The sequence below is a fragment of the Corynebacterium sp. sy017 genome, from assembly GCF_017918135.1.
Classification (GTDB): Bacteria; Actinomycetota; Actinomycetes; order Mycobacteriales; family Mycobacteriaceae; genus Corynebacterium.
On the sequence record NZ_RZUE01000001.1, the window covers coordinates 520,978 to 537,915 of the forward strand.

Here is a 16,938-nt window from a genome sequence, read left to right on the forward strand (position 1 = left end):
AAATTGAACACAGCTCATATTCTAAAGATTTTTTTAACCGCATTGCCCCCGAAAGTCACATAAAGTTCCTTTAGACGGTACTCTCTAAAGTATTAACGTTTTCCAGACACTAAAATCCGAGGAGTCTAAAACAAAAATGGCGCACTCAGTAGTTATGCCAGAACTTGGTGAATCAGTCACCGAAGGCACCATCACCCAATGGCTCAAATCTGTAGGAGACACCGTCGCAGTAGACGAACCACTACTCGAAGTCTCCACAGACAAAGTAGACACCGAAGTACCATCACCAGTAGCAGGCGTACTATTGGAGATTAAAGCGCAAGAGGACGATACCATTGACGTTGGTGAAGTCATTGCGATTATTGGTGACGCAGACGAAGCTCCTGCCGAGCAGCCTGCACAACCAGCGCAACAAGCAGCACCAGCACCAGCTGCCGAAGAAAAACCAGCACAGAGTGCACAACCAGCACAGAGTGCAGATGCTGCTGACGCTACCGACGTTGTTATGCCAGAACTTGGTGAATCAGTCACCGAAGGCACCATCACCCAATGGCTCAAATCTGTAGGAGACACCGTCGCAGTAGACGAACCACTACTCGAAGTCTCCACAGACAAAGTAGACACCGAAGTACCATCACCAGTAGCAGGAACCATCCTTGAAATCCTCGCCGCAGAAGACGACACCGTCGACGTAGGAGACGTTATCGTCCGAATCGGAACCCCAGGCGCTGCCCCAACACAACAAGCAACACCAACCGAAACACAAGCTCCTGCCGAGCAGCCTGCACAACCAGCGCAACAAGCAGCACCAGCACCAGCTGCCGAAGAAAAACCAGCACAGAGCGCACAGCCAGCACAGCAGCCTGAAAAAGTGAATAACGGCAATGTGCCTTATGTGACACCACTTGTGCGTAAGCTGGCAGAAAAGCATGGTGTGGACTTGTCTACCGTCGAGGGCACTGGTGTTGGCGGTCGTATCCGTAAGCAGGATGTGCTTGCTGCTGCTAATGGCGCTGACGCAGGTAGCGCTACTGATTCACAGAGCAAGAGCAATGCTCAGGCTGCCAATCCACGCGCGAACTGGTCAACGAAGTCTGTTGATCCTGCTAAGGCAGAGCTTATTGGCACTACGCAGAAAGTTAATCGTATCCGTGAGATTACCGCTGCCAAGATGGTTGAAGCGTTGCAGATTTCTGCGCAGCTCACGCACTTGCAGGAAGTTGATGTCACAAAAATTGCTGAGTTGCGTAAGCAACATAAGCCTGCGTTCCAGCAAAAGCATGGGGTAAATCTTACTTACTTGCCATTCTTTGTTAAGGCTACTGTTGAGGCGCTTATTAGCCACCCGAATGTCAATGCATCGTACAATGCAGAGACTAAGGAAATGACCTACCACTCAGACGTTAATGTTGCTATTGCGGTTGATACTCCTCGTGGTTTGCTGACCCCTGTTATTCATAAAGCTCAGGATCTTAGCTTGGTTGATATTGCTAAGGCTATCGTCGAGTTGGCTGATAAGGCACGCAACAATAAGCTCAAGCCAAATGATCTGACCGGGGCAACATTTACTGTTACCAATATCGGTTCTGAAGGGGCATTATCTGATACCCCAATTCTTGTACCACCACAAGCAGGAATTTTGGGAACTGCAGCGATTCAGAAACGCCCTGTTGTGGTTACCGAAGACGGTGTGGACGCTATTGCGATTCGTCAGATGTGCTACTTGCCATTTACCTATGATCACCAAGTTGTTGACGGTGCAGATGCTGGTCGTTTCACCGCAACAATCAAGGATCGTCTCGAAACCGCTAATTTTGAGGCAGAGCTAGAGCTCTAGTTGCCTGTCACGGCAGCACACCTCCCCGGCGCACGGTATAACAATTGCCGTGTTCCGGGGATTTTCCTTACCCTAAAGCAGGGGTGAAAAACTATGCGCAGCATTGCATATTTTCCATCTTATACAGCGAAAAGGTGCCAGCATATCGCACTGAATTACCCTACGCATATCTCGACCTACCAAGCCCTACTTTCGCAATAAGTAATGCCATATAATGACGGGGATAGTTCACTGCAGCATACACATCATGCAAAGGAGTTTCTAGCCATAATGACGCTATCTTCTTCACCATATTTATCCCGCCACATCGGCCCGGATAATGCAGAACGTACACATATGCTAGAGCGGCTGGGTTATGACAGCCTCGAAGCACTTGTCACTGCCGCAGTTCCCGCCTCAATCCGCAGCGAGGCACCAACCTTAGCACCAGCCCTTAGCGAAGAAGAAGCACAAGCAAAACTTCGTTCCTATGCACGGCAAAATACAGTGCTGAAATCCTTTTATGGGCAGGGCTACTACGACACCCTCACCCCACCAGTTATTCGTCGCAATATCGTAGAAGATCCAGGCTGGTACACCGCCTATACGCCTTATCAACCAGAAATTTCTCAAGGACGCTTGGAAGCATTGCTCAACTTCCAGACCATGATTGAGGAAATCACCGGTTTACCTGTCGCCAACGCATCATTGCTTGATGAAGCAAGTGCTGCCGCAGAAGCTATTGCTCTCATGGGTCGAGTACAGAAAAAAGGTCGTCGGGTTATCCTTGACCAACGCCTCCACCCGCAAGTGCTAGCAGTTGCGGCTCAGCGCGCACGCGCTATTGATATTGAAGTAGAAATTAGCGACCCTACCTCTGGTTTAGCTGGTGATGATCTCATTGGCGTGGTGCTGGCATATCCTGGCACCAAAGGCGATATTCAAGATATTTCTGGCGCCATTGCAGATATTCATGCTCGCGGTGGTCTAGCTGCCGTTGCCACAGACTTGCTTGCTTTGCAATTACTCAAGTCACCAGGTGAGTTAGGCGCAGATATCGCCTTTGGTTCCTCACAGCGTTTTGGTGTCCCCCTCTTTTTCGGTGGGCCTCATGCAGCTTTCATGTCAGTCACAGATGCTTTGCGACGTCAACTCCCTGGTCGTATCGTCGGTGTGTCTATTGACGCAGCTGGTCGTCCGGCTTATCGCTTGGCTTTGCAGACCCGAGAACAGCATATTCGTCGAGAGCGTGCAACAAGCAATATCTGTACTGCTCAGGCTTTGCTCGCAGTGTGTGCTTCGATGTATGCAGTGTGGCATGGTGGCGCAGGGTTGAAAACTATTGCCCAAAGAATTCATAGCCGAGCGGTATCTTTTGCTCGTGCGATTGATACCTGCACTGATGTCACTCTTGTGTCACATGAGTTTTTTGACACTGTCACAGTCTCAGCACCAGGAAAAGCTGCACAAATCACAGATCGCTTGGCTGAGCAAGGGTATCTTGTGCGTGCCATTGGGCAGGACGAAGTGTCTATTGCCTTCGGCGAATCTGCAACTCACGAAGATGTGGTACAGCTTGCAGCGGCTTTTGATGCTCAGGTAGCAGATGAGCCAGCAACAGAGCACAACGCTATTCCTGATTATGCTCAACGCGATACGACAGCACTAACACACCCCATTTTCAACTCGGTACATTCCGAAACTCAAATGTTGCGCTATCTGCGCACTCTCAAAGACAAAGACCTGGCTTTAGATCGCACCATGATTCCATTGGGTTCATGCACAATGAAGCTCAATCCTAGTGCGGGTATGGAACCAATTACCTGGCCTGAGTTTGCCAATATCCACCCTTATGCTCCTGAATCGCATACTGCTGGTTGGCGTGCGCTTATTGCAGAACTTGAGTCATGGCTAGCAGAGATTACTGGCTATGCCAAAGTTTCTGTGCAGCCTAATGCTGGTTCTCAAGGCGAGCTTGCTGGTTTATTGGCGATTCGTCGTTATCATCTTTCTCGTGGAGATACTGAGCGCAATATCGTCCTTATTCCGCAATCAGCTCATGGCACTAATGCTGCATCTGCTACCCTGGCAAATTTGCGTGTAGTGGTGGTAGCAACCGCTAACGATGGTTCGATTGATCTGGAAGATCTAGACGCAAAACTCGAAAAGCACTCTGGTCATGTAGCAGCAATTATGATTACTTACCCCTCTACACACGGGGTGTTTGAGGAGACAGTACGCACCGTCTGCGATAAGGTACACGCTGCTGGCGGGCAGGTATATCTTGATGGTGCTAATCTCAATGCACTCGCAGGTATTGCACAGCCTGGTCAATTTGGTGGAGATGTCTCTCACCTGAATCTGCATAAAACCTTCACCATTCCACATGGCGGCGGCGGTCCAGGTGTTGGTCCTGTGGCAGTTGCTGCACACCTTGTGCCATTCTTGCCTACTGACCCGAATACTGCCGATCCACACACTGACGCAGCACTAAACACTGGTGTTCCTATTGCAGCCACACAGTATGGTTCTGCTGGTGTCCTTCCTATTTCTTGGGCGTATATCGCCATGATGGGAGGCGCTGGCCTCAAGGAGGCTACTGCCTCAGCTATTTTGGGCGCTAATTATCTTGCTCATGAGCTCAGTGATTCTTTCCCTATCCTCTACACTGGCGCTCATGGTCTTGTGGCGCATGAATGTATCCTTGACCTGCGTGAGATCACCGATAAGACTGGTGTCACTGCAACCGACGTCGCAAAGCGTCTGATTGATTTTGGTTTCCATGCACCAACGTTGTCTTTCCCTGTAGCAGGAACACTCATGGTGGAGCCTACCGAGTCAGAAGATTTAGCAGAGTTGGATCGCTTTATTGAAGCCATGCGTACCATTCGAGCGGAAATTGATGCTATTGCCCAGGGTGCGGTTGCTTATGAAGACTCTGTGCTACGCCATGCACCGTTCACTGCTCACGACGTATGTGCTGACGAGTGGGATTACGTTTTCCCTCGTTCGCAGGCGGTATACCCGGTTGCCCATCTCAAGAAGGCAAAATACTTCCCACCGGTGCGTCGCCTCGACGAAGCCTATGGTGATCGCAATTTCATTTGTACGTGTCCACCACCAGAAGCATTTGATTACCAGGATTAACCACGAACTAACACGTGCGTGTACCAAGAAGTATCAAAGCGCACCAAGGAGAAAAATTGTCTGAGCTTATTCATTCCCCATTGCATAATGAGCATGAGAAACTAGAGGCGCGGTTTACCCCATTCGGGCAATGGAATATGCCGCTAAAATATGGCTCTGAGCTAGAAGAACACCGGGCAGTGCGTAGTGCTGCTGGATTATTCGATCTTTCTCATATGGGTGAGATTCGCGTATCAGGTGCTCAAGCTGGTGAGTTCTTGGATTATGCCCTTATCTCTTTGCTGTCTGCCCTGCCCGTGGGCAAAGCAAAATACTCCATGATTGTTGCTGAAGATGGGGGCATTATCGACGATCTGATCACCTATCGTCTTGCCGAGCAGGAATACCTTGTGGTTCCTAATGCAGGCAATGCAACCACGGTTTTTGCTGAGTTAGAAAAACGTGCTGCCGGGTTTGAGGTTTCTGTAGTAGATGAGTCGAAGGATACTGCGCTTATTGCAGTTCAAGGGCCTCGGGCTGAGGAAATTGTGCTTGCAGCCACAGCGAATACCCCAGAAACAGATCCAGAGGTAGTGCGTAGTCTGCGTTATTATGCGTGCGCTCCGATTATGGTTGATCAGCTCGCGGTACTCTTAGCCCGCACTGGTTATACCGGTGAAGATGGCTTTGAGCTGTATGTTTCTGCAGAACAGGCTACAATTCTATGGCAAAAATTGCTTGCAGTTGGTGCCCAGTTTGGGCTTATTCCTGCTGGTCTTGCTGCGCGTGATTCTTTGCGTCTCGAGGCGGGAATGCCGCTTTATGGCAATGAGCTCTCCAGACAGCGTACTCCTATTTCTGCGGGTCTTGGTGTTTTGGTGTCTAAGAAAAAGCAGGGGGATTTCGTCGGCAAGCAAGCGCTGAGCAATGCTGAGCAACCAACTCAGGTATTGGTTGGGTTGGTTAGCAAGGAGCGGCGAGCAGCACGCGCACATACCCCACTACTCGACGAAAACGATCAGGTAGTGGGTGAGGTAACTTCTGGGCAGCCGTCCCCCACGCTCGGTCATCCTATTGCGCTTGCTTATGTTGATCGCGCATATCAAGAACCTGGTAGTGTTTTGCGTGCTGACATTCGCGGTAAGCATTATGCTTTTGAGGTTGTTAAGCTGCCATTTTATTCTCGTGATTAATGAGCTTATTGTGGCAACGAACCGCCGCCTTATCCCTTACACTGGTATGAGGAGTGGTGGCGTGTGCCGTATCTGCTGCTCACTCACTCTATTGGCCTTCATTGGCTCCATATTTTATTTTCAGGAAAGGATCAAGCTATGTCTACTACTGCTTTGCCACAGGATTACTCTTATTCGGAAGAACATGAGTGGATCAATACTACGCAGGTCAGCGCAGGTGACACTGTAAAGGTGGGGATCACTTCTGTTGCTGCTGATCGTCTTGGTGAGGTGGTTTTCGCTGAGCTTCCTCAGGTTGGCGATAGTATTGAAGCTGGTGAAACCTGTGGTGAGGTGGAATCCACCAAGTCTGTCTCTGACCTATACGCACCGGTTTCTGGCACAGTCGTTGCAGTCAATGACAATATCGACGCTGACTATGGGCTTATCAATAATGATCCTTTTGGTGAGGGTTGGCTCTTTGAGGTTGAAGTCAGTGCTAGCGGTGAACTCATGAGCGCTGATGAATATGCCCAGGCAAATGGTGTTGCATAATTCCTGAGTTTATATTGGTTTTCCTCTCCTTATACCGCGCTCCTTATGCCGTGCGTTTCATCGCACGGCATAACAGGAGTATGTTGTAATTCATGACTGCTCCTCGTGATCCCTTCTTCCCCGCTGATCAATCAATCCGTGCTGATAATTCGCCACTGGGTATTCGCCGTTTAGGCGAAATTGACTATCAACAAGCATGGGATTTACAAAATGAACTCGTTGCCCAGCGCGTATCTGGCGATATTGGCGACACAGTCCTCGTGTTAGAACATCCAGCCGTCTACACTGCTGGAAAGCGTACTCAGCCTGAAGATCGCCCTACCAATGGTTTACCAGTCATTGATGTTGACCGCGGCGGGCGTATTACGTGGCATGGTCCGGGGCAATTAGTGTTTTATCCGCTCATCAAATTAGCTGACCCTATTGATGTGGTCGATTATGTGCGCCGCATTGAAGAAGCACTAATCCAGGTGATACGCAATTACGCTGGTATCAGTAATGCTGGCAGAATTGATGGGCGCTCTGGGGTATGGATACCGGGCACCGGTGGTCGGGCTCATCGTAAGGTTGCTGCTTTGGGCATTCGCATTACGCGTGGCGTTACTATGCATGGTCTTGCACTTAATTGCAATAACACACTTGACTATTACAATCACATTGTTCCCTGTGGTATCACCGACGCGGGTGTCACTACCCTCTCGCAAGAATTAGGGCGTGAGATAAGTACCTCAGAGATGACCGATCCTCTTCTTGAGGCTCTTGATGCGGCTTTGTCTGGTCGTCTGCAAGTAGCAGACCACACTTTTGCCCAAGCACCAGACCCGACTAAGGGATTGCCGCGGCGTTCTGCGACACATATGCCGCTTAAACCGCAACCATTAAATCTCTCTTTGGATTAAAAATCACCCTTTTTAAGCAGGGCTTTTCGACGCACGGCCAAAGGCGGAGTAGTCTGTGCGATGTGACTACATCAGCACCTGAAGGACGTAAACTACTTCGTATTGAAGCAAGAAACTCGCAAACCCCTATCGAGGCTAAGCCTCGGTGGATTCGTACTGCGGTAAAAACAGGACCTGAGTACCAAGATATTAAAAAGCGTGTGGCTGGTTCTGGTTTGCATACTGTATGCCAAGAAGCTGGCTGCCCGAATATCCACGAGTGCTGGGAATCCCGCGAAGCAACTTTCCTCATCGGTGGTGCTAATTGCTCTCGACGGTGTGATTTCTGCCAGATCAATTCAGCAAAACCAGAACCGCTAGATCGTGATGAGCCACGTCGAGTAGCGGAATCAGTACGAGAAATGGAACTAAACTACTCCACCATCACAGGTGTTACCCGTGACGATCTCGACGACGAGGGTGCCTGGTTGTATGCGGAAGTGGTGCGGCAGATTCACAAGCTCAACCCGCACACTGGCGTGGAAAACCTCACTCCTGATTTCTCTGGTAAAGCCGACTTACTTCAAGAAGTTTTCGAGGCACGCCCAGAAGTATTTGCACATAATCTAGAGACTGTACCGCGTATTTTTAAGCGTATTCGCCCAGCATTCCGCTATGAGCGTTCTCTTGATGTTATTCGCCAAGCGCGTAACTTTGGTTTAGTGACCAAATCAAACCTCATCCTTGGTATGGGGGAAACACCAGAAGAAGTACGTGAAGCACTCGTTGATCTTCATTCGGCAGGGTGTGACATTATCACTATTACGCAGTATTTACGCCCTGGTGCGCTTTATCACCCCATTGACCGTTGGGTAAAACCTGAAGAGTTTATTGAGCACGCTGATTTTGCTCGTGAACTTGGTTTTGGTGCCGTCATGAGCGGACCTTTGGTGCGTTCTTCCTATCGCGCTGGTCGACTCTATGCTCAGGCTTTGGAAGCTCGTGGTGAACAATTGCCGGAGCATCTTGCTCACCTAGCTCATACTACCTCTGGTTCTACCGCGCAAGAGGCCAGTACCCTACTCGACAAATATGGTCCGTCCCAAGATACGCCTGTGGTGTCTTCTCGCGTATAAGAGTCACTGCCGACGCACACTGGTGAGCACTACAAAGGTTAAAGCTAGTGGTGTTCACTGGTTATGGTGTGTTTTTCGTACGCTGGGTAAATAGGCTCATAGAGCAGGCAATAAACCATCCAGCAGGTATGAGCAAGAATACTTATACAGTGAATTACAAGAATCTTTTACGCGATCAGTCGATCTCTGCCATACTAATGTGAACACATGGATGAATGATTGTTTTATTATGCGTCTTATGCTTTAGGCTTCTCTTTCGCGTTCCCATTCCGCTCGAGCTGCTGGTGACATAAGCAAACCAGTTCGCTCAATCCGCTGCCGAATGTCCTCCAACTCAACGGGAAAACACCTTGCGCCAACAATACGCACAGTAATAGTTTCTACTTTACCCCTATGCGGTATCTTCCACTGTCCCCTAATAAAAATAACCGGAAAAACACTAGGCCTATCAAAAATAATACCTGTTCCAGGCAATAATTCAGCACCACAATATCGAATAACAGTATTGCTTACTTCCAAAACAAGAAAACGCTTTTTCCTTAGTGCTTCTTTAATCGACAGTAGAATAATCTTAAATGACGCAACAACTAAAGCAACCCCGCATATAGTAGAAAGTAAAAGATTAACAATAGTATGCGCTATAAACATATCCCAAACAATTCCAGCATAAAGCAGCACGCAGAAAAAAATAACCCTACAAACCTTGCTGGTCGCAGCCACACAGGATGATATATCGCCAAATAATCACTGGTCTGCGTAGTAGTGGCAATGCGCCTAAGAATAAAACCAAACCACTTAGGAAAAAGCATGGTAAGCAGCATAGTTCCCAGAAAAATCACAAATGGTGCTCCCAGCACAAATGCTTTACTTCCATTCCAAATTCTCTGGTAATCAGAAAGGTTCTGCAGACCAAACACTATCAATGCTAAGCAAAAGAACAGATAAAGTATCTTTTTCAGAAAAATTTTAAGAGGCATATCACACTCACTCATCGATCTGTTCAGCTACATATTTCCGATTATTCTGGTCAAACCAATTTTCAGCTACCTTAGCAGCAAAAACCAACCACAATGGATAGCACATCTGCATCATAACTATTTTGTATGCAATACTCCTGCGTTTTCGATTCGCTGTTTAATTTCTTCTGGAGTGACAGGAGCCAAAAGGGCATAGGGCAATATTCGCCTATTTTCTGGTTTCTTTATTTTTCCTTTAGCTGATTCTACAAGTTCCCACTGTCCCCATATAGCGATCGACGGAAGTTTGTAACTATCAAAAACTTCCGCGATACCAGGGACAAGAGTATATGTCTTAGTTTCAATTCTACCTGGCACAATACTAATAACAAGATATCGACGCTTGGCAGGGGTACGGAAAAAACGAACTATTCCCCATATCCATAAGATAGTAAAGAGAATCGGTATAGTGAAGAGAATAATTCTCATCAATACTGATATGTACTCTGCTCTTAGCATACCTATCCCAATAAACCATAAAAGAGGAAGAAAAGATAAAGCGATTATGATGAAATAAAAAAAGAAAGAAAAACGATCATATATTTCTAGCTCAGTGTCAGTTCTGATGATCGTTATGAACTTTGAGCGAAGAAAATACATCTGGTACGGAAAATTTATTACGAGAGAAAGAATCAAAATACCAGTAAAAAAGAGGAAAAGATATATATCTATAGCTTGGAAGTTCCAGAAGTCAGAGTCAATATTATTATCTGCATAATGTGTCCATAGATGATATGCGATTGCACATATCATGAGCAAATGGAATGCACGCCAATATAATCGGCTTATCATTTGCGACATAGAAAGAGAGTCCATATCTTATTGCCCTTTTCCTTTTTCCAAAATACTTCATGGAAAATGAACTGGAGTAAAGTTTGGTCAAACTCAGCTATAAAAAGCTAAGGCGATACGTAAGTTTTCGTTGGGGTGGTGAAGCTCAGCGTTTTCTTTGTATAGATGTTTGTTTCCCGCTATATTTATACTTCTCTTTCGCGTTCCCATTCCGCTCGAGCTTCTGGTGACATAAGCAAACCAGTTCGTTCAATCCGCTGCCGAATGTCCTCCAACTCAACAGGAAAACACCTTGCGCCAATAATACGCACAGTAATAGCTTCTACCTTTTCTTTCTCTTTTTTCCTATGCGGTATTTTCCACTGTCCCCGTATAAAAATAACCGGAAAAACACTAGGTTTATCAAGGATAATACCTGTTCCAGGCAATAATTCAGCACCGTAATATCGAATAGCAGTATTGCTCACTTCCAAAACAAGAAAACGCTTTTTCCGTGGTGTTGTATCAATCAGAATCAGAACCATCTTAAAAAATATACCAACCGAAAGAACTCCACATATTGTATAAAGAAACAGACTATTGCTATGCGCTATAAACATATCCCAAATGATTCCAACAAACGCCAAAACTAAAAACAAAGAAAGCCCCATAAGTCTTACCGGTCTTAACCATATGGGATGATAAACTGCCAAATAATCAGTAGTCTGAGTAACAGTAGCAATGCACCTAAGAATAAAACCAAACCACTTAGGAAAAAGCATGATAAGCGTCGCACTTCCTACAAGAATCGCAAGCGGTGCTCCCAGAACAACTCCCTTGCTTACGTAATTCCAAAATCTTTGATAGTCATAAAGAATCCATATACCAACCGCTATCAATGCTAAGCAAAAGAGCAAATAAAGTATCTTTTCCAGAAAAATTTTAAGAGGCATATCGCACTTACTCATCAATCTGTTCAACTACACGTTTCCGATTATTCTGGTCAAACCAATTTTCAGCTACCTTAGCAGCCAAAAACCAATTCCAATGGATAATACACCTATTACCACAATTGGAGTTGCAGTACCTCCACTAATAATTTCTGCTTCTGCCATCGTTTCTGCCACTTTAAGCACCAACGCCGATGCACCAGTGCCCACACCATTAATGACTATTGCTTCGCGTGTATCTCTCCCTTCTGGCATATCTGCTAGCGTTGATGCTCCTGCACCAATCGCACCGAAAGCAGGACTAGTTCGTTTTATGAATCTTTTATCATCAGCTGATGCTCCTTCCTTGGCTATCTCCTCTACTGTGTAGTAAAAACCGTCATAGACAGCAAAAGCGGAATCAAGTTTCGTAGGAATGTAAGAACCCTGACTGATGTATTCTTCACGAGTGAGAAATTCTCCGTGTTTCCCAACTTTCGGTTTGCCATTTTTATCAAAGGTCACATTTTCTGCTTTAGCATACTTACCTTCTGGATTTTTTAATGTCCATTCAATGCGATCCTCTTCCTCTGAAAGAGGAGCATAATTCTTCTGCCCCACCAAAAAACTATTGTCCTCTAAACGATATGTCGGCGTAAAATCATCACTCGTTGCTCGCGCCCCATTCTGCCATCTTCCTTGTTCATCTTGAAATACGCCATCATTAGGGTCTTGTGTTTCTGTGGCGTTGTACCAAGTGCGGTTATATGGACCGTCTTCAGGCGGTGCTGTGGTCAGTGTCTTGTCTATAGCCTCTGCACGTTTCAGACCACCCTTACCGTCATCAAAAGAATGCTTATTTGTTTTGCGGTCACAATGACCTTTAACAATGATGCCTTGAGTCGGGTCAGAGAATGTTCCGTCGCCATTATCGAATGGAGTTCGTCACCCACACAGATAAAGGAATATAACCCCTGAAAAACACGCCTTCCATTGTCAATTTTCCCACCTTGCCGCGCCGTCGTAAAGCATTTTTATTCACTCCACCCCCTTTATTGCACACCATTATTGCCCCAGAAGGAAGGTAAACCTATACTTAGTTGGACGGTTTTTCGCTGTCTTACCGTAAGACATCAAGCGGAAAATCCCTCTGTGGTGTGCGCACCACACATTTTTATGTACCTTTTTAGACTTTAAGGAGCAGGATGTTTTCTCTACGCACAACTCGTCGCGCGATTACATCAGCCGTAGCTGCCACTGCCGTAGCATTCTCACTCGTGTCATGCAGCAATTCCAATGACTCTGCAAATAGCGAATCTACCGCCGCAGAAACCACCGCTGCCGCAGAGGCAGAATCAACAGACGAGGGACAATGGCCGCGCACGATCAAGAGCGTAAGCCCAACCAATCCTCAAGAAACCATTGACGTCACCATTGAGAAGAAACCGGAAAACATTGTCTCTACCGCAGTAAGCCTCACCGGTGGCCTGCTTGCCATCGACGCACCGCTAGCGGGTACTGCCGTACAGTCAAAGAGCAACGGCATTGCCGACGACAAAGGCTTCTTCACGCAATGGGCAGATGTTGCCGAGGAGAAAAACCTCGCCACAATCTACGAGCGTGAACCAAATGCAGAGGCCATCCTCGCTGCTAATCCTGACCTAGTGATTATGTCAGCAGCTGGTGCAGACTCCGCGGTAAGTGTCTACGACCAGATCTCTGAAGTTGTACCTGTGGTTATCGTCAATTCTGTGACTGGCACCTGGGAAAGCGTACTCGAACAACTCGGTGAAGTGACTGGTCACGAAACTGAAGCCAAAAAGGCTATTGAGTCTTATGAGGATAAGGTACAAGAGGTAGCTGATAGCATCAGCACTCCTGAACAACCAGTTAATATCATCTCTTTTGGTCAAGGCGGCAATACTCTTAACGTATGGACTGCAGAATCCGCCCAAGGTAAGTTGTTAAGCCAACTCGGCTGGGAAATTGCAGTACCTGCTGAAGAATTTGCTAATGGCGACCCTCGCTTTGCTGGTCGTAAAGATGTGAAATCCGTTGCAGCAGAAAACTTTGATCCTGCATTAACCGGTAAGACCATTTTCGTACTCAACCCCGACGGTGGCGATTCACTCGTGGATAAGGTGAAAGAACTTCCACAACTAGCAGGTAATGCTGCAGTTACCGCAGATGCCGTTCACGAACTACCACCTTATTTCTTCCGCGTTGATTATTACTCCGCGATGAAGACTCTTGAGTTCATTCAAGAAAACTTCAAGCAGTAAATAGCAGCAAATATCACTGCACCATTGCCCACGTTCCTATGAGGTTCGTGGGGTTTCTTATGCCTCATTCCATTCCTCTCGTTCCTTTCCTGTTCTCTCCGCCTCTTCACCGTTTCCTCATTCTTCCTCCTTCATTGTCGAGATTCCCCTCGTCGATTCCCAGTTATCCCCTGATATTCGCTAAGGTAGGAGCCATGGCAGACGCAAAGAAACAAGCTGAAAAAGCAGAAAAGAAACAGCAACGCGCTCAAAAGAAAGCGCAACGACGCCAGAACTGGTCACAAATCTGGCAAGCCTTTAATATCCAGCGCAAACGCGATAAGGCACTAATCCCTATCATGCTTGGCGCTTTCCTTGGCGTTGGCTTGTTATTCTTCCTTATTGGTATGCTCTGGCACGGTCAATGGCTCATGCTGATCATTGGTCTATTACTTGGCGCCACTTTAGCAATGTTCCTGTTTAGTCGTCGTCTGCAAAACTCAGTATATGACCAGGCTGCTGATCAACGCGGTTCCGCTGGCTTTGCACTAGAAAATATGCGCAATAACTTTGCCGTGGTGTGGCGCACTAAAACCGCAGTAGCAGCTACTACCAACATGGATCTGGTACACCGCGTCACTGGCGTATGTGGTTTTGTTCTCGTAGGTGAAGGCGAAGTACACCGCCTCAAGCCGCTGATTAACCAGCAAAAAAAGCGCTTGAATCGCATTGCTCCTGGCGTTCCCGTACATGAGGTATATGTTGGCGAAGGAGAAAACCAAGTACCACTTAAAAAGCTCCAAAACACTTTGGTGCGCCTGCCTCGTCATTACAAAAAAGATGAGGTGTATCAAATTGCTGCACGCATTGAAGCGATGGACAATGCAAGCGGACAACAAGGCTCGTTGCCTAAAGGACCACTACCTAAAGGTGGAAAAGTTGCTGGTATGAACCGCAGGGCGCGCCGTCATGCACAGCGCAATGGGCAATAGTGTTAGCGGGCAACAACAATAGGTAAGCAGTAGGCATAAGCAGCAACGGCTACCTATCACAGCAGTAGTTCGATGCAAAAAGGCGTATTCACTTATGTGAGTACGCCTTTTTTACTACGCTAACTTACAGCCGTTTAACCTAAAATTACTGCTGTTCCGGTGGCACGGTCGTGCATTCCACGCCCATCAACATCAACCATTGCTGCGGGCAATACGAAAATGGTAAAAATCGTGCGCGCACACGCACGAATAAACCCAACACGTTCATCGACTTTATCCACACGCGCCACCCCCATGCCGAGCACTGCCTGTCCGGGAGTGCGTGCAAAAACAGTAACACTGATGATCCCTAGCGGCACAAATAATAACAGGGTAAGAAAAGCTGTACCACCAAAGGCAGGGGTAAACATACGAATAAACCCTGCAATGATCCAACACATTCCCCAGTCGATTGCCACTCCACCACTACGACGCATTACTGAAGCTAAAGCTCCTGGCCCTTCTTTGGGAAGTCCGAGCAGTTCTCCTGGCCACTGTGGCATAACATCATCTGAATGTTGTGCAGGGATTTGTGGTCCATCCAGCCAACTTCTCTTTTGCTCACTCATATCCACTATCCTAATATGACTGGTGAGATAGGTGGCTTTCCCGGAGCTCTTTTACTGCTTTTTGGCTGTCTTTCCCCTATGCTTTGGGTATATCCTCACGCTGGGTGCACACTACTTGGCAATTTTTTGATAGAGTGATAGAAAATAAGCTAAAGTGCTTAATGTACAAAAAGTCCACCACTAATCGAACGAGGAGTCATAGTGGCTTTCAAGACAGCAGAAGAAATCATCAAGTACATCAAAGATGAAAATATCGAATTCGTTGATGTACGGTTCACTGACGTTCCAGGTATCGAACAGCATTTCACCATTCCGGCCTCAACCTTTGATGAGGACACCATCAATGAAGGTCTTGCGTTCGACGGCTCTTCCGTTCGCGGTTTCACCAGCATTGATGAATCCGACATGAGCCTTATCCCAGACCTCGCTACCGCAACCCTAGATCCTTTCCGCAAGACCAAGACTCTCAATGTCAAGTTCTTCGTATCTGATCCTTTCACTCACGAGCCTTTCTCTCGTGACCCACGCACAGTAGCACTCAAGGCAGAAGAATACCTCTCCTCCACCGGCATTGCAGACACGTGCTTCTTCGGTGCAGAGGCAGAGTTCTACCTCTTCGATTCTGTTCGTTACTCCACCGACATCAACAACAGCTTCTACGAAGTTGATTCCGATGAGGGCTGGTGGAACCGTGGTGAAGCAACCAACTCCGACGGCAGCCCAAACCTTGGCTCCAAGACTCGTATCAAAGGCGGATACTTCCCAGTACCACCTTATGACCAAACCCAAGATGTTCGCGACGCCATGACCCTTAACCTGATCAATGCAGGTTTTGACATTGAACGTTTCCACCACGAGGTAGGTACTGGCGGTCAGCAAGAAATCAACTACAAGTTCAACACCTTGCTCCACGCTGCCGACGATCTCCAGACCTTCAAGTACATCATCAAAAATACTGCTGCGGCTCATGGCAAAGCTGCTACCTTCATGCCAAAGCCACTTGCTGGCGACAATGGTTCTGGTATGCACGCTCACCAGTCTCTCTGGAAAGACGGCAAACCACTATTCCATGATGAAGCAGGCTATGCTGGTCTTTCTGACATTGCCCGCTACTACATTGGTGGTATTTTGCACCACGCTGGCGCTGTTTTGGCGTTCACCAACCCAACCTTGAACTCCTATCACCGTTTGGTTCCTGGTTTCGAGGCTCCTATTAACTTGGTGTATTCACAGCGTAACCGTTCTGCAGCTGTTCGTATCCCAATTACCGGCTCTAACCCTAAGGCAAAGCGCATCGAGTTCCGCGCTCCAGACCCAAGTGGTAACCCATACTTTGGTTTTGCTGCCATGATGTTGGCTGGTCTTGACGGTATCAAGAACCGTATCGAACCACACGCTCCAGTTGATAAGGATCTCTACGAGCTACCTCCTGAGGAAGCAGCTACGATTCCACAGGCACCAACGTCGCTCGTTGATTCACTCAAGGCTCTGGAAGCAGATCATGAGTTCCTTTCCGACAGTGGAGTATTTACTGAGGATCTCATCGATACTTACATCAAGCTCAAGTACGACAATGAAATCACTCCAGTTCGCTTGCGCCCAACCCCACAAGAGTTCGAGATGTACTTCGACGTATAAAGGTTGCTGTCGCTTATGAGCGCTCGTTAAAGCACAAAAC

Annotated in this window: 14 protein-coding genes; 9 read left to right on the forward strand and 5 right to left on the reverse strand. The window is 47.3% G+C overall.

What is annotated here, in order from left to right; translation table 11 throughout:
• Positions 1 to 136 precede the first annotated feature (136 nt).
• The 6 genes from sucB to lipA all read left to right on the forward strand — a co-directional run bounded on the left by sucB (position 137) and on the right by lipA (position 8,683).
• The gene (sucB, locus tag EML15_RS02365; protein ID WP_144273238.1) at positions 137 to 1,837 is read left to right on the forward strand and encodes a 2-oxoglutarate dehydrogenase, E2 component, dihydrolipoamide succinyltransferase; all 1,701 of its coding nucleotides are present in this window, start codon (positions 137 to 139) and stop codon (positions 1,835 to 1,837) included.
• A 270-nt stretch (positions 1,838 to 2,107) separates the two neighbouring features.
• Positions 2,108 to 4,963 (forward strand): aminomethyl-transferring glycine dehydrogenase, encoded by a 2,856-nt coding sequence (gcvP, locus tag EML15_RS02370; RefSeq protein WP_144273239.1) that lies wholly within the window; start codon positions 2,108 to 2,110, stop codon positions 4,961 to 4,963.
• 56 nt (positions 4,964 to 5,019) lie between these two features.
• Positions 5,020 to 6,135, forward strand: coding sequence for a glycine cleavage system aminomethyltransferase GcvT (gcvT, locus tag EML15_RS02375; RefSeq protein WP_144273240.1), 1,116 nt, complete (start codon positions 5,020 to 5,022; stop codon positions 6,133 to 6,135).
• Between the two features lie 138 nt (positions 6,136 to 6,273).
• On the forward strand, positions 6,274 to 6,669 hold the full coding sequence (gcvH, locus tag EML15_RS02380) for a glycine cleavage system protein GcvH (protein WP_144273241.1): 396 nt from the start codon (positions 6,274 to 6,276) through the stop codon (positions 6,667 to 6,669).
• Between the two features lie 92 nt (positions 6,670 to 6,761).
• Positions 6,762 to 7,568 (forward strand): lipoyl(octanoyl) transferase LipB, encoded by an 807-nt coding sequence (gene lipB / locus EML15_RS02385; protein WP_144273242.1) that lies wholly within the window; start codon positions 6,762 to 6,764, stop codon positions 7,566 to 7,568.
• Positions 7,569 to 7,630: 62 nt separating this feature from the next.
• Positions 7,631 to 8,683, forward strand: coding sequence for a lipoyl synthase (lipA, locus tag EML15_RS02390; RefSeq protein WP_144273243.1), 1,053 nt, complete (start codon positions 7,631 to 7,633; stop codon positions 8,681 to 8,683).
• Between the two features lie 243 nt (positions 8,684 to 8,926).
• On the opposite strand, the gene EML15_RS02395 is transcribed toward lipA, so the two are convergent.
• The 4 genes from EML15_RS02395 to EML15_RS02410 form a co-directional block, all read right to left on the reverse strand.
• Positions 8,927 to 9,331 carry a hypothetical protein gene (locus tag EML15_RS02395; protein WP_144273244.1) on the reverse strand — a complete coding sequence of 135 codons (405 nt, stop codon included), beginning with the start codon at positions 9,329 to 9,331 and terminating at the stop codon, positions 8,927 to 8,929.
• 446 nt (positions 9,332 to 9,777) lie between these two features.
• Positions 9,778 to 10,515 (reverse strand): hypothetical protein, encoded by a 738-nt coding sequence (locus tag EML15_RS02400; RefSeq protein ID WP_144273245.1) that lies wholly within the window; start codon positions 10,513 to 10,515, stop codon positions 9,778 to 9,780.
• A 161-nt stretch (positions 10,516 to 10,676) separates the two neighbouring features.
• The gene (locus EML15_RS02405; RefSeq protein ID WP_144273246.1) at positions 10,677 to 11,423 is read right to left on the reverse strand and encodes a hypothetical protein; all 747 of its coding nucleotides are present in this window, start codon (positions 11,421 to 11,423) and stop codon (positions 10,677 to 10,679) included.
• A gap of 66 nt (positions 11,424 to 11,489) precedes the next feature.
• Positions 11,490 to 12,020 (reverse strand): hypothetical protein, encoded by a 531-nt coding sequence (locus EML15_RS02410; protein ID WP_144273247.1) that lies wholly within the window; start codon positions 12,018 to 12,020, stop codon positions 11,490 to 11,492.
• Between the two features lie 584 nt (positions 12,021 to 12,604).
• Between EML15_RS02410 and fepB the strand changes: the two genes are divergently transcribed.
• Both fepB and EML15_RS02420 read left to right on the forward strand, forming a co-directional pair.
• Entirely contained in the window at positions 12,605 to 13,681 is a 1,077-nt protein-coding gene (fepB, locus tag EML15_RS02415; RefSeq protein WP_144273248.1) for a Fe2+-enterobactin ABC transporter substrate-binding protein, read from the forward strand.
• Positions 13,682 to 13,875: 194 nt separating this feature from the next.
• On the forward strand, positions 13,876 to 14,652 hold the full coding sequence (locus EML15_RS02420; protein WP_144273249.1) for a DUF4191 domain-containing protein: 777 nt from the start codon (positions 13,876 to 13,878) through the stop codon (positions 14,650 to 14,652).
• Between the two features lie 134 nt (positions 14,653 to 14,786).
• On the opposite strand, the gene EML15_RS02425 is transcribed toward EML15_RS02420, so the two are convergent.
• The gene (locus tag EML15_RS02425; RefSeq protein WP_144273250.1) at positions 14,787 to 15,260 is read right to left on the reverse strand and encodes an RDD family protein; all 474 of its coding nucleotides are present in this window, start codon (positions 15,258 to 15,260) and stop codon (positions 14,787 to 14,789) included.
• A gap of 201 nt (positions 15,261 to 15,461) precedes the next feature.
• On the opposite strand from EML15_RS02425, the gene glnA reads away from it, so the two are divergent.
• Positions 15,462 to 16,898 (forward strand): type I glutamate--ammonia ligase, encoded by a 1,437-nt coding sequence (glnA, locus tag EML15_RS02430; RefSeq protein WP_144273251.1) that lies wholly within the window; start codon positions 15,462 to 15,464, stop codon positions 16,896 to 16,898.
• Positions 16,899 to 16,938: the final 40 nt, after the last annotated feature.